Source organism: Bradyrhizobium sp. HKCCYLS20291, assembly GCF_051167715.1.
GTDB lineage: Bacteria > Pseudomonadota > Alphaproteobacteria > Rhizobiales > Xanthobacteraceae > Bradyrhizobium.
In genome coordinates, this window is the sequence record NZ_JBNPTO010000003.1 from 615,994 (window position 1) to 629,824 (window position 13,831).

The window sequence follows — 13,831 nt, forward strand, 5'->3', positions numbered from 1 at the left end:
CGATCGCCCGAAAATCTCTTGCTTCGCGTCGCTACGCCGCGCGCACCGTGTTCAGGAACCGTCCGACCTCGAGCTTCAGCCGGTTGCTGTCCTGCGACAGCGACTGGGCGGCGGACAGCACCTGGGAGGAGGCCGAGCCGGTCTCGCTGGCGCCGCGCTGCACGTCGGTGATGTTGGACGACACCTCGTGGGTGCCCTGCGCCGCCTGCTGGATGTTGCGCGAGATCTCCTGGGTCGCGGCGCCCTGTTCTTCGACGGCCGCGGCGATGGTCGACGAGATCTCCGACAGTTTTTCGATCGTGCCGCTGATCTCCTTGATGGCGCCGACCGACTCCTGGGTCGCGCTCTGGATGCCGGAGATCTGCTGCCCGATCTCGCCGGTGGCCTTGGCGGTCTGCTCGGCGAGCGCCTTGACCTCGGAGGCAACCACCGCGAAGCCGCGGCCGGCCTCGCCGGCCCGCGCCGCCTCGATGGTGGCGTTCAGCGCCAGCAGGTTGGTCTGGCCGGCGATGGTGTTGATCAGCTCGACGACGTCGCCGATCCGCGCTGCGGCCCGCGACAACTCGCTGACGCGGTCGTTGGTCTTGCGCGCCTGATCGACGGCCTCGTTGGCCATCCGCGCCGATTCCTGCACCTGCCGGCTGATCTCGGTGACCGACGAGGTCAGTTCCTCGGTAGCGGAGGCGACCGACTGCACGTTGGCGGTGGCCTGCTCGGAAGCGGCTGCCACGGTGGTGGTGCGCTGCTGGGTGCGCTCCGCCGTCGACGTGAGCGTCCTGGCAGAGGCCTCGAGCTCGGTGGACGCCGAGGAGACGGTATCGATGATCTGCCCGACCGCGCCCTCGAAGCTGTTGGCGAGCTCGTGCATGTCGCGCTTGCGCCGCTCGACCGCGAGTTTCTCCGATTCCGCCTGCGCGGCGCGCAGCCGTTCGGTCTCGATGGCGTTGTCCTTGAACACCAGCACGGCGCCGGCCATCTTGCCGATCTCGTCCTTGCGTTCGACGCCGGGAATGTGAGCCGACATATCGCCGCCGGCGAGCTTGCGCATGGCCTCGGTCATGACAGCAATCGGCCGCGACACGCCGGCCACGATCAGATAGCCCATCGCGAAGCAGAGCAAAGCGGCGAGGCCGATCGTGGCCAGGATCCACATCCGCGACGACTCATAGACCGCAGCGCCCTTGTTGGCTTCTGCCTTGCCCTGCTCGACGTTCCAATTCAGGTCCTTCTCCACCGCTTTCCGGAGCTCCGAGAAGCTTTCGCGGAGCTTGCCCATATAGAGGGCGGACGCTGCATCGGTCTGTTGCTTGCGCGACAGCTCGTAGAGCGCCTTGCTATCATTCAGGTAGTTGGAGAGGGCCGTCTTGATCGCACCGGCCAGCACTTTCTCTTCCGCCGAGGTCACCGTCGGTTCATACAGGCTCCATGTCTTGTCGTACTGCGCAAGCGTATCGGTGAGCAGCTTCTCCTGGGCGTTCCTGAGCTCATCGGTGGTCGACAGCAGCAGTTGTCCTTGTCGCGCACGATATTGTTCCGTCGACCTGGACAACGTGCCGAGCCATGCGGTCGCCGGCAGCCAGTTGTCGCGCACCTCGGCCGCGTAGCCGTTGACGCTCGCCAGACGATCGATCGCGAAGCCGCCGAGGCCCATCGCAGTCACGAGAACGATGCCGAACGCGAGCAGCACCTTGTTGCGGATGGACAGATTGGAAAAGGACGGCATCGTCGACTCCAGATTTAGGACGAGAGATGTCACGCACTGCGGGCCGCAGCAGACGTTTGCATGAACCGGCGCATGCTGATGCGTTGAGAGATCATGAACGGAACCGACACCCATTAGGCTTCGGAGAACTAAATTTTGCTCTAAAATCGGGCATTGGCAGGCGTACAAGTCCTACCGTACAACTACGGGAATGAGCGCGATTCACGACGGTGGGATGGGCAGATGAGGAAATCCATGTCGACAACGGCAACCGAGGGCGAGGCTCCCGCGCACCTGATCGACACCAGGATCAAGGAACTCGGCGATTGGCGCGGCACCACGCTGGCGCGGGTCCGCGGCCTGATCAAGCAGGCCGACCCCGATGTCGTCGAAGAATGGAAGTGGCGCGGCGTTCCGGTGTGGTCGCACGCCGGCATCATCTGCACCGGCGAGAGCTACAAGGCTACCATCAAGCTCACCTTCGCCAGGGGCGCCTCGCTGCCCGACCCGAAAGGCCTCTTCAACGCCAGCCTCGATGGCAACACCCGCCGGGCGATCGACATCCACGAAGGCGACGAGATCGACGAGGCGGCGTTCAAAGCGCTGATCAAGGCGGCGGTGAAGTTGAACACCGCCAAGAAGAAGCGCTAGGCGCACGGAGCCAGCGATGTCGATCGATCTTCACGAGCTCGCGACATTCCTGGTCGAGGCGAAACGGCGCACCTATGCCGGCCTCGACGACGATGCGACGCTGGCGACGCCTGCGCTCGCTAACGCGAAGCAGCTCGAGCACCGCGCCGGTGCCTACCTCTATCGCGACATCTACTTCGGCATCGGCTTCTTCGTCGGACAGGAGACCGTGACAAGCAATGACCGGGTCATCTGGTCCATGTCCTATGGCGGCGGCATCCGCGCGGACATCGCGGACCGGGAAACGGTCGTCGCGGTCTATGCGTTTCTCCGCATGGCCCTGCTGAAGGTGGAAACGGACCATCCCTATCGCGGTCCTGCCGCGTTCGCGTCAGGCGGGCTGAGCTACAGTAACGTTGTCGGCGGCGATCTCGCGCGTTTCCATGGCGTGGAGACGATCGAGCGGCATGGCCGCGACGTTTATCAGCTGCACTATGCGGGTGGCCTCTTGAGGTAGAGCGGTCGGTCGAACAGCCGTCGCCGCCTCCTTCGGATCGGACGGCGTGGTCAGCCGACGTCGGACCACTCCACGACCGTTTCGCGTGCCGGCGAAACACCGAACCGGGCACGCTTGTATCGCGCACACGCGCGGTCTGCGCGCAGGCGGTCGCCGATCGCCAGTTTCAAGGCCTCGTGTCGCTCACGATCCTCCGGCAGGGCGGGATGTGTCGCATGCGGGACGTCTCCCCGCTTGAAGGCTGCGTCCCAGCGTAGCCAGATCTCCTCGTTTTCAAGGACCAATGTCAGGAGGTCGTCGTCGACCGGCGCAAGCCAATATGTGTCGCCATACTCGTCAGTGCTATGATCGAACTCCGCCTCGTAGATGTGCGGAATGCCATCCAGATCGGCGATGCCGAGGCGGGGGCCGTCATAGTAGTCGTTGATGGTGTGAACCCGATCCCAAGCCATTTGTTGAAGCCTTCTTGCCGGCACGCTCTCGTCGTTCGTACAGGCCGTGTGCTGGCACGATCCTTCAAGCGGAGCTTCAATCCCGTTGCACATTCGCGGCGAGCAGGCTAAAGGTTCGCACCGCAATTTCAACGCAGGAGGCGACGATGTCCAGACTCACGCGCTTCCCGGGCTCGCTGCGCGATCATTGACGCAGCTGCCGGGATGATGGTCCCGGTTACGATTTGACACCTTCACAAATCACCAAAGACCCCGCGGCCGTCACGGCCTGCGTTTGAACAGTCGTGTCATGACATCTCATCTTTTGCTTGCTCCCCGCCGGGAGCCGGTGCGTTCCGACCTGTGTGAACGCCGGCTGCGGCGCTATGCGTCTCGTTTTCAATCCCGCGTCGTCGCGCGGGCGCGGAGCCATCCGCATCTCGCCGACCTCGCGCTGAGCTTTCCGGCGCTGCTCTTCGCGTTGGCGGTGCCGCGCGACCGGTTCGATCCGGAGCCGGCGATCGCGCGCGTAATCGCGGGACGGTCACTCACCGAGGCGGCCGCGGCGGCCGGCCTGCCGATGTGGCTACGCAAGCTGCCGCCGGAGGCGTGCGTGCGGCCGATCCCGCGGTTGCCGGATGGCGAACTGTTCAGACGGCAGATCGGCAATCATCTGCCGCGATCACCGAAGCTGGTGCCGATCTGGCTGGCTCTCGTCGCAGAGATGGCGGCGCTCGCGCACGACGCCGCCGCGGTGTGGATCGCGCGAGAGTTCGTCCGCGCCCCCAAAGGGGTCAATCGCGACCGCGTGCATCTGCTCGCCCTGTGGATCTGGTTCTCCGGCCAGCCCGGCCGTCTCGCCCACGATCTCGTCGAACGGCCGTGGACGCCGGGCATGAGGCTCGACGCCGCAATGACGGCAGCTGTCAACTGGCGCGGCCGGGTCTCGCTGCATCTCAATCTCGGTCAATTGCCGATCAGCGACATGTGGCTCGATCCCGGCCGGATCGGGGACTATGAGTTCAGGCCGCTCGACAACATTCCGGACCTGGTCGACGAAGCGGCCGCCATGCGCAACTGTGTCCGCACCTATGGTGCTGACATCGTCCACAACCGTTCGCGGCTGTGGAGCGTCCGTCTCCGGGGTGAACGCATCGCGACCTTGGAGGTCGGCCGCCACTGGCGCGATCCATTGCTGAACATCGTCCAGCTCAAGGCGGCCGGAAACGCGGCCGTGTCGCACGAATTGTGGTGGATCGCGCGGCGCTGGCTGCACCTGCATGATCTCGCACAGATCGAGCCCGCCAAGATGAAATGGGGCCAAGCGCCGCTCGACCTCGTCACCTGGCGCGCTCTGTGGCGGCCCTATTGGCTTGCCAAACGCCGCATCCCCGACTGGCTGCCGCTCGCGCCCTCGCGCGCCGCGTTCGGTGCGCTGTGACGAACCGCGCGCCAGCGCCGGCCGCGTTGGACACGACACACTACTCGGGCAGCATCCCGGCAATCGCGCAGAGTTGCGCGACGACAGCTTGCAGCAGGTCGGCTCGCCAACCACCGATCGCAATGGACTCGCTGACGTGGAGCGCCTGATCCATGGTGACCATGGCGTCCTTGGTCAGTCCGCCCTTGGCTTGCTCCAACGCGATCGATGCGAGCGCACCGGCGCGTGCGGCTTCGCCCTCGATCGAGGCCGCCGTCGCAAGGGCCTCGGTAAAACGACCTGCCTTGGCGTGTTCCTCTGCGGCGGCTTCCATGATCAGCGAGCGCCAATGTCGATCTTCGATTGCGTTTGCCAACTGCAAGGCTTCGGTGACGTGTCCCGCCCGCAGATGCGCCCTCGCCAGATCGTCGAAGGCCTTCCTGAGCAAATGGTCTGACGTAATGGATAAAGTGAGGGTCATGGCCTCGCGGAAATCGCCCAACCGCAAGCGGGTCGCCATGATCGACTCCCAGAACAGGGCGCGTTGCCACTCATCCTTGATGGACGGGGCGGTGACCATGGCTTCGTCGAGCGTCGCGCGGGCTTCGATCGCCAATCCCGCGGCGGCCTGCACCGCGGCGATCGCGCTGAACATTCTGGCGCGCCATTCCTCTGCGATGGACCGTACCGACTGCAGGGCCTCATCGGCGATGACTGCTGCGGATTCGCGCCGGTCTGCCTTTGCTAGAGCATCCGCAAGCCGGATCAGTGCGTCGGCACGATCCACTTCGCTATCGATCGAAAGTGCGATCATGTGAGCGCGTTCGAACGTCGCTGTCCCCTCGGACGCCAGGCCCGCGTCGGCCTGCGCGACGGCAACGTCGGCCAGCGCCTGCACGCACATGACGACAGGACTGGCAAAGGGGCGGTTGTTCCAGAACCAGGACGGTTCATCCCGGATCGACGACGCGATCCGCCTCGCCCGATGCAGAGTGGTGCCGGCGTCCTGAAGCAGTCCGGCCTCTGCCTGTGCCCCGGCGATGGTGATCAGGATCGAAGATCGCCCGATCGCCCAGAACGTGCGAAGGCGCGACTCCTGCACGGATTGACGATAGGTTGCCGCGGCCTCCTTTGTCAGTCCCGACCGGCCCTGCGATTGCGCGATGGTGATCAGGACCTTGCTGCGCAACCAGGGTCCCTCAATGGAGTGCAGCAGTTCGGACGCTTCTGCGACATGATTGTCGTCGGCCCGCATCACTGCGATGGACGCGAGCAGTTCTTCCCGGCTCATGTCGAAACCGATGGAGCGCGTCACGCGCAACGCTTCATCCAGTGTGGTGCCGGCTTCGTTCAGTCCTGCCGCTGCCTGCCCGCCCGCGATCGAGATCAGCGCTCTGGCCCGCAATTCCACATCGGTGGTGGATTGCGCCATTCGAAATGCCAGATCAAACGTCGCCATGGCCTGCTCTCGCAGGCCTGCTTTCGCCTGCGCTTGGGCAACTGACTTCAGCGCATGAACTCGCGCGATGGATTGGGCCAGAGACCGCGCTTGATCGAGCACACAAGCCCGATTGGGGGCTTCGGTGCAAACTGTCCAGGTCGCTGCCGGATCGGCTCCCGCCGACGCGGGGACTGAGCATGCGCTCGCGAGCACGACTCCCAACAGTCCAATCAGGCGCGCTTGGTGCATGCTTCCCTCCATGCGGCAAGACTCCATGAACGCAGGCGGGCATCGTGAGCGATGATTTCGATTCTCTTGGGGCGTACGGGCCGATGCGGTGTAGCCGCACCGCTATCCGTTGATCAACCCCGTGCGAATGACCATTCCACGATCGATCGCGTTGGCATTGCTTGTCCGGCGGCGTCGGAGCGCAGGAAGAACCTTACGACAGTCTCGTCTGCCGCCGGCCAGAGCATCGGCCCGTGGGGGCCCGCACCGACCGAACTGATTTGCCCGACGGCCATGCTCCGCGCGCGATCAGCTCTTCCGAGCGACATTCTCGCGACGAAGAGCGATGCGCCTGCAGACCGGATTCTGAAGCTGTTTCAAGCTGATTTGGCCTGTCCAGATCTCGCGCGGAAAATATTTTACTTTCCTTTTTCCGAAATCACTGTTTTCCTCCCCCTATCCCGCCTCATCCACGAGGGGCGCTTCGCGAACGTCACGACGCGTTGGGGTGGGAGGCGGTGGCCGCGAGGGGATGCAGCATGCTCGGCATGCCGACGTACGTCTTGTCGCGGACGGTGAAGTCGCAGGGTCCTGGCCTCCCGACGCTGAGGTCAAGTTTCGCAGGATATGCCGAGCGGCAGCCTGCGGGACGACGGTGGCAAAGAGCCGGTCGCCGGGGAGACTGCGTATAAGTCGTAAAGCCATCGCGCAGGGAAGGCCGGGATGAGGCCGAACCTGTGGTTCTGCCGCGTGCTTTTTTGCTGCACGCGGACCGCAGGCCTCGGTCGAGGCCTGGCCTTCCCTGCACCCTCCGTCCTGATGGAGGGGGCGAATGCAGCAACACTCGGACGCAGCTGCGCCGCGAGGCGGCGATGCCGTGTTTGCAGATGACATGTTTGTAGCGGACAACAGACGTGCAGGTCGATTTGGGAAAGCGCATATCGGCGAGGAGGCGCATATGAGTTGCCGACGCTCGTGCCACACCAATGGTGTCGTCCCGGCGAAAGCCGGGACCCATAACCACAGGAGGTCGAATGAGGCATGCTCGTCGCGACATCGACGCTCACCACGCCTTCCTGTGGTTATGGATCCCGGGTCGCGCTTCGCTTGCCCGGGACGACAGCGGAGTGCGGCGGTTGCGAGCCGGGCTGACCAGACGTTCGCGCGATCGTGTCGTCTGGTCCCGGTGTTTCGAGAGATCTCCGTCATTGCGAGCGCAGCGACGCAATCCAGGGCGGCACGCGCCGCCCTGGATTGCTTCGGCGCAAGGGCGCCTCGCAATGACGGCGGAAGGAGCGTGACGTGCCGTCACCCCACCATGCGCCCGCGGCCCTCCCAGTACTTGGCGCGCAGCACCTTCTTGTCGATCTTGCCGACGCCGGTGACCGGCAGCTCCGCCACGAACTCGACGCGCTTCGGCGCATGGGCCGAGCCCTTGCGCGCCTTGACCAGCTCGATCAGCTCGCTCGCATTCGGCTGCGCGCCCGCGCGCGGCACCACGATCGCGGTGACCGCTTCGCCCCATTTGTCGTCGGGCACGCCGACCACCGCGCACATCGCGACGTCGGCGTGCTGGGTCAACACATCCTCGATCTCGCGCGGAAAGATGTTGAAGCCGCCGGAGACGATCATGTCCTTCTTGCGGTCGAGAATGTACATGTAGCCGCGCTCGTCTCTCCGGGCGACATCGCCGGTGTGCAGCCAGCCGTTCTTCAAGGTCTCCGCGGTGATGTCCGGCCGTTTCCAGTACTCCGTCATCACGTGCGGCGCGCGCACGCAGATTTCGCCGGCCTCGCCCTGCGCGACCTCCTGATCATTGTCGTCGAGGATCTTGACGTCGCACGCCGCGATCGGGAAGCCGCACGACAGGAACAGCTCCGGCTGCTTCGGATCGTGGTCGGCCTTGCGCAGCACCGATACCGGATAGCATTCGGTCTGGCCGTAGAGTTGCGAGAACACCGGGCCGATACGCTCGATGCCCTCGACCAGCCGTGTCGGCGACATCGCGGACGTGCCATAGAGCACCAGCTCCAGCGAGGACAGATCGGTCTTCGCCAGCGCGGAATGATCGAGCAGCACGTAGATCATGGTCGGCACGAACAGCGTGAAGTTGATGCGCTCGCGCGCGATGGTCGCGAGCACGGCCTCCGGGTCGAACCCCTTCAACATGTGTACGGTGCCGCCGCGCATCAGCGTCGGCAGCACCTTGGTGCCGGCGACGTGGCTGATCGGCGCCACCGTCAGGTAGCGCGCGCGGTCCGGAATCTCGAAGTCGGCCAGGATGGCGGTGGCGAAGCCGCCAACTTCGCGATGGTGGCGCGGCGCGCCCTTCGACTTGCCGGTGGTGCCGCCGGTGTAGTTCAGGGTGGCGATGTCGTCGGGCGTGGCGAAGTTGCGCGCGCTGGCGTGGCCCGCCGCTTCGATCGCGGCCAGCAGGTCGGCGCCATGGTCCGCGGGCCCCAGCGTGAAGACGTGGCGCAGGCCTGGCGCGCGCGAGGCCAACTCGCCGCCGCGGTCGCGGAACGCGGCGGCGTCGATCACCAGCACCTGGGATTCGGAATCCGACAGCTGGAACAGCTGGTCCTCCAGCGAGCCCAGCGGATGCAGCCAGGTGATGGCGAGCCGCGACAGCTGCGCCGCCATGCCGGCGCACCAGCTGTCGGCGCGGTTCGCGGTGAGGAACGCGATCCGTGTTCCCGGCTGCAGGCCGAGCCGCATGAACACGCTCTGCATGCGTCCGATCAGATCGATCGCGCCCTGATAGGACAGCGATCCGCCGCGCCAGCTGAAGGCGGTGCGCGACGGATGCCGCGACAGAGTGAGCAGTGTCTGCTCGCAGACGACCGGAAACGAATGGAGCTGCCGGCTCATGGAACGTCCTCCCGTGATGCTGCGATCATTGTTGCGTCGCATGGCTTGTGACGAACGCTATCAGAATGCGGGTTGCGCTCAAGCACGCTGCGGCGTGGCTCGGAACATCGTTGCGGGCGCCGCGTTGCCCGGCCGAACAATGAAGGAGCAAGGCCATGCGGACCTCGACAGCTTTTTTTGCGGGAGTCGGAACGGTCGCCATCGCGGTCGCGGCAGGCCTCGGAGGCGGGCTCATGATCGCCGAAGGGATGCATCCGCGATCGACGGTTGCGGACACCGCCAATCTCGAGCGCTCCATGCCGGAGCAGCCGTTGCCCAGCCCGACGGCCACCTCATATCTCGCCGCAACGCAGGCGGCTGCGACGACGCCAATCAAGGTGGCGCCGGCCGCAACGCAAAGTGCGGCCACGACGCCCGCGCCCGCCGCCAGCGCGCTGCCGCCGCAAGCTGGTCCTGCGGAGACGACGGCCGCGGCGGCTGCCGCTCCGGCACAGTCCGACAGCAACCTGCAGGCTGGCGCGACCGACGATGCCCAGGCCAAGGTCGCGGACAAAGCGCAGGACAAGTCAGCGGAGAAGGTCCAGGAGTCAGAGTCCAAGGCGCGCGATGCCGAGCGCAAGCGTGTTGCCGATCAACGCCGTGCCGAGCGGCACCGGCAATATGTCGAGCGTCGCCGCCAGCGCCGCGAGCAGGATCTGCGCGCCGTCGAGCAGGCGGTACGCGAGGATACGACCCCGCGAGCCTATGCCGCGCAGCCGGTCGGGATGGATGGGCCGCGCTTCAGCTTCTTCGGCGACGATTGATCGCCCGCGCCGGCACCGTTATTCCAGAGCCAAACGAGCATCAGGGAGACGGCGCGGTGCAAGAGGGATCATGGGCCGGCCTGCGGGCGCGGCTTCGCCTGCCGCTGATCGCAGCGCCGATGTTCCTGGTGTCGGGGATCGAGCTGGTGAGCGCGGCCTGCGCCAACGGCATCATCGGTGCATTCCCGACGGTGAACTGCCGCTCTCCGGACGAGCTCGACGCGTGGCTGCGTGACATCTCGGACAGGCTCGCGCGCGGCAGCGATGCGAGCGGCGTGGCGGCCGCGCCGCTGTGTCCGAACCTGATCGTGCATCGCTCAAATGCGCGGCTGCAGCAGGATCTCGCCGTGCTGCTGCGGCATCGGCCGGAGCTCGTGATCACCTCGGTCGGCTCGCCGGCTCCGGTGATCGCCCCGCTGCACGACGCCGGCGTGCTGGTGTTTGCCGATGTCGCCTCGGTCCGCCACGCCGAGCGTGCGGCCGAGGCCGGGGCTGATGGCCTGGTGCTGCTGACGGCGGGCGCAGGCGGCCAGACCGGCTGGCTCAACCCGTTCGCCTTCGTGCGCGCTGTGAGAACGTTCTTCGCCGGTCCGATCGTGCTGGCCGGCGGCATCAGCGACGGCGTGGGCCTGCGCGCGGCCGAGGTGCTCGGCTGCGACCTCGCTTACATGGGCACGAAGTTCATCGCCACGCAGGAGAGCATGGCCGATGCGCGCTACAAGGCGATGCTGGTCGACAGCTCGGCCGACGACATCCTGCTGACCTCGGCCTTTACCGGGTTGCCGACCAGCATGCTGCGGCCGTCGATCGTTGCGGCCGGACTTGATCCGGACGATCTGCCGGCGCGTGGCGCGATCGAGATCGGCAAGGACATCGATGTGGGGGCGCGCGAGGCGCGGCCGAAGCGCTGGCGCGACATCTGGAGTGCCGGCCATGCCACCTCTGGCGTCACCGACATTCCGTCCGTGGCGGCGCTGGTCGCGCGCACCGCGCAGGAGTATCGAGGTGCCGCAGAGCCGCGGGGCACCGCCTGATGCGGGACCGCCCGGGGCATCGGCTTAAGTGGCCATTAACCATCCGGCCGCACAATCCGCCGAGTTTGAACTTGGCGGAATGGCGCGATGGCACTGAGGATTGTGCAGGAGAAGGAGCGGGCGACGCTCGAGGAGATCCGGATCCGGGTCGGCCATGCCCTGCAGCGGCACCCGCTGTGCCGCAACGTCCAGTTCGACATCATGAGCGTGCCGCGGACCGCGCGCGGCGGAAACTGGACCATCAGTCTGCATTCGGTGGAACCGACCGCGCTGTGGGAGGCCTCCGACATCGTGGCCGACATCCAGGCGGCCTACGATCTGCAGGTTCCCGCCGAGCTGCATTCCGCCGCGTGATAAAAAATCCGTCCTGTGGACGGGGCGGAATGGTGACGTCAGTGTTTCTGTGGCATCGTAAAGCCTTAATTGACTCCCATTTTTCGGCAGAGTGCGGCTTTCCGCCGGGATACGGAGAATTGCGTGACGAAGTCGATCGCTTTTGCTGCTTTGCTGGGCGTCCTGATCGCAGCCGCGGCCGTGACCAGCGTCCTGATGCGGGACAGCGTGCCGTCGGCCGGTGCCATGATGCCGACCGTCGTGGCCAAGAGCCCGATCTCCAACCGCGAAGCCAAGGGTGACCGCCTCGCCATGGTCACACTTGCGGCTGCCGAAGCGCAGCAACCCAGCCCCGCAACCAGGTCAACCCTGCGCCAGGCCTATGCCTATGCGCCGGCCGAGCAGGAGATGGCGAAGGCTCCGGCGACCGCTGCTGTGATCGCTGAGCCGGTCGTGCCGAAGTCCAGGATCCTGGCGCGGACCGAGCCGGCGACGGCGCCGCTGAAGCCGGAGGTGCAGAAGGCCTATTCGCTACTGTCGGACACCCAGATCGCCGGCATCAAGGATCGGCTGCGGCTGTCGTCGAGCCAGGAATATTATTGGCCGGCGGTCGAGAGTGCGCTGCGCGCCGTCGCCCGTAAGATCCACTCTGCGCGCCAGGGCGCCGCCAAGCCGGGCGCGGTGGCAATCGATCCGGAGTCGGATGAGGTGCAGCAGCTCAAATCGGCGGCGATGCCGCTGCTGTGGCAGTTGCGCGACGACCAGAAGGATGAAGTCCGGCGGCTCGCCCGCACCATCGGCCTCGACAAGGTCGCAGCTGCGATCTGATCGAGACGTCGCTGGACAACAAAAAGGCCGCGCATCGCGCGGCCTTCGCTGTTTTCGGGGCGGGGTTTTTTACCGTGCCGGCGGATTGGCCTCCGGATGCCCGCCGCTCTCCGGGCCGGCGCCGGTCGGGGACGAGGCGGGCGCGGTGCGCAGGTCGGGATCGGGCCGGGCCGGCTGGGTCATGGTCGGTGCCTGCGGCGGAGTGATCGCCGCGCCGGCGCCCACGGTGGTGCCGCGGTCGGTGTTGGTCGGCGCTGTCGGCACCGGCGTCGGCTTGTCGCCGCCGGCGAAGCGCGTCGCGCCGCCACTCTGATAGCCGGCGACCAGCAGGCCGCCGACGACGAGGGCGAGCACGAACACGGCGCCGAGCTCGGGCAGCGCGCCTGACGGTGCCATGCCGCGGCCGCGGCCGTCGCCTTCGAGCGCGACCGCCGCGATCTCGCGGTTGTTGCGCGAGCGCAGGAACGAGAGGAACGCACCGGCCGCGATCACGATCGCGGCCGCCAGTGTAAAGAACATGAGCCAACTGATGGGTTGTTCACCTTGCATGTCGAACATCCTTTGCGTGAGGGTCGCACGACGTGCAGTCGCGTCAGCCCCGCATGACAATCTCTGTTCGGTGCAATCGCCGGCGCCGCGGAAGGTTTCGCGGCTGGCCCAAAAATCTAGCGTCCCTCACCCGCCGCCCACAACGCGTCGAGCCCGGCGCGGTAGGTCGGGTAGGCGAAGACGAGGCCGAGATCCTGCTTGGCGCCGAGGTTCCGGATGCGCCGGTTGCTGGCGTAAAAACTCCGGGCCATCGGCGACAGCTCGGCGCTGTCGAACGGCAGCTCCGGCGGCGGCGCGATGCCCATCAGGCCCGCGGCATAGGCGATGACGTCCTGCGGCGGGGCCGGCTCATCGTCGACGATGTTCCAGGCGCCGCCTTGCCTGCGCTGGACCGCGCCCATGATCGCGCGCGCCGCATCATCGACATGGATGCGGTTGAAGACCTGGCCCGGCTTGACGATGCGGCGCGCCCGCCCCGCGCGCAGCTCGACCAGTGCGTTGCGGCCGGGGCCATAGATGCCGCCGAGCCGGAGCACCGCGAGCCGGTCGCCGATACGGCTCCGCCATTCGTCTTCGACGCGAACCCGCGCCTGCACCCGGCCGTGCTCCGGCGCCAGCGGCGTGTCCTCGTCGATCCAGTCGCCGTGGTGATCGCCATAGACGCCGACGGTGGAGAGATAGATCACGCGCGCGGAGCCGGATGTGATGGCCTCGCCGAATGCCGTCAGCGCCGGATCGTCACCGGCGCCCGGCGGCACCGAGATCAGCACGACGTCGGCCGCGGCGGCCTTCGCCAAGGTCGCGGCCGCCGGCGCCGCACCGTCGAACAGGTCGATGTCGTGCGACGCCAGCTGCGCGCGCTTGTCGGCGCTCCGCACGGTGCCTGTGATGCGGGCGAACCCGCCGCCGTGAAGGTCGACGAAGCGCTGGGCGGTGTAGCCGAAGCCGATGACGAACAGGTTCATGGCGTTCGAGTTACCCGGGCTGCCCGGCCCGATGCAAATCAAATGACGCGACCCGCGCCCGACGGCGCACCCTGCCGGC

Annotated in this window: 13 protein-coding genes; 7 read left to right on the top strand and 6 right to left on the bottom strand. The window is 66.5% G+C overall.

Going from position 1 to position 13,831, the window contains the following annotated elements; all coding sequences use genetic code 11:
• Positions 1-31 precede the first annotated feature (31 nt).
• On the bottom strand, positions 32-1,723 hold the full coding sequence (locus ACQR07_RS10675; protein ID WP_434902227.1) for a methyl-accepting chemotaxis protein: 1,692 nt from the start codon (positions 1,721-1,723) through the stop codon (positions 32-34).
• 222 nt (positions 1,724-1,945) lie between these two features.
• Here ACQR07_RS10675 and ACQR07_RS10680 point away from each other — a divergent pair, with 222 nt between their 5' ends.
• Positions 1,946-2,353, top strand: coding sequence for a DUF1801 domain-containing protein (locus tag ACQR07_RS10680; protein WP_434902228.1), 408 nt, complete (start codon positions 1,946-1,948; stop codon positions 2,351-2,353).
• Positions 2,354-2,369: 16 nt separating this feature from the next.
• A complete protein-coding gene (locus tag ACQR07_RS10685; RefSeq protein WP_434902229.1) occupies positions 2,370-2,849 on the top strand; it encodes a DUF5680 domain-containing protein in 480 nt (159 codons plus the stop codon).
• A 50-nt stretch (positions 2,850-2,899) separates the two neighbouring features.
• Here the strand turns inward: ACQR07_RS10685 and ACQR07_RS10690 are convergent, their stop codons facing one another.
• Positions 2,900-3,325 (bottom strand): hypothetical protein, encoded by a 426-nt coding sequence (locus tag ACQR07_RS10690; protein WP_434902230.1) that lies wholly within the window; start codon positions 3,323-3,325, stop codon positions 2,900-2,902.
• A gap of 304 nt (positions 3,326-3,629) precedes the next feature.
• Here ACQR07_RS10690 and ACQR07_RS10695 point away from each other — a divergent pair, with 304 nt between their 5' ends.
• Positions 3,630-4,721: a hypothetical protein gene (locus ACQR07_RS10695; protein ID WP_434902231.1), complete on the top strand. Its 1,092-nt coding sequence runs from the start codon at positions 3,630-3,632 to the stop codon at positions 4,719-4,721.
• A gap of 40 nt (positions 4,722-4,761) precedes the next feature.
• On the opposite strand, the gene ACQR07_RS10700 is transcribed toward ACQR07_RS10695, so the two are convergent.
• Together ACQR07_RS10700 and ACQR07_RS10705 are read right to left on the bottom strand one after the other, a co-directional pair.
• A complete protein-coding gene (locus tag ACQR07_RS10700; RefSeq protein ID WP_434902232.1) occupies positions 4,762-6,159 on the bottom strand; it encodes a hypothetical protein in 1,398 nt (465 codons plus the stop codon).
• Between the two features lie 1,518 nt (positions 6,160-7,677).
• Positions 7,678-9,240 (bottom strand): AMP-binding protein, encoded by a 1,563-nt coding sequence (locus ACQR07_RS10705; protein WP_434902233.1) that lies wholly within the window; start codon positions 9,238-9,240, stop codon positions 7,678-7,680.
• A 155-nt stretch (positions 9,241-9,395) separates the two neighbouring features.
• On the opposite strand from ACQR07_RS10705, the gene ACQR07_RS10710 reads away from it, so the two are divergent.
• The 4 genes from ACQR07_RS10710 (at position 9,396) to ACQR07_RS10725 (ending at position 12,238) form a co-directional block, all read left to right on the top strand.
• Positions 9,396-10,043 (top strand): hypothetical protein, encoded by a 648-nt coding sequence (locus tag ACQR07_RS10710; protein WP_434902234.1) that lies wholly within the window; start codon positions 9,396-9,398, stop codon positions 10,041-10,043.
• 56 nt (positions 10,044-10,099) lie between these two features.
• Positions 10,100-11,077, top strand: a complete 978-nt coding sequence (locus ACQR07_RS10715; protein ID WP_434902235.1) for an NAD(P)H-dependent flavin oxidoreductase — start codon at positions 10,100-10,102, stop codon at positions 11,075-11,077.
• An 87-nt stretch (positions 11,078-11,164) separates the two neighbouring features.
• Entirely contained in the window at positions 11,165-11,431 is a 267-nt protein-coding gene (locus ACQR07_RS10720; protein ID WP_434870478.1) for a hypothetical protein, read from the top strand.
• Between the two features lie 180 nt (positions 11,432-11,611).
• A complete protein-coding gene (locus ACQR07_RS10725) occupies positions 11,612-12,238 on the top strand; it encodes a hypothetical protein (protein WP_434902303.1) in 627 nt (208 codons plus the stop codon).
• A 69-nt stretch (positions 12,239-12,307) separates the two neighbouring features.
• Here the strand turns inward: ACQR07_RS10725 and ACQR07_RS10730 are convergent, their stop codons facing one another.
• Entirely contained in the window at positions 12,308-12,787 is a 480-nt protein-coding gene (locus tag ACQR07_RS10730; RefSeq protein WP_434902236.1) for a hypothetical protein, read from the bottom strand.
• 116 nt (positions 12,788-12,903) lie between these two features.
• The gene (locus ACQR07_RS10735; RefSeq protein WP_434902237.1) at positions 12,904-13,752 is read right to left on the bottom strand and encodes an NAD-dependent epimerase/dehydratase family protein; all 849 of its coding nucleotides are present in this window, start codon (positions 13,750-13,752) and stop codon (positions 12,904-12,906) included.
• Positions 13,753-13,831 lie beyond the last annotated feature (79 nt).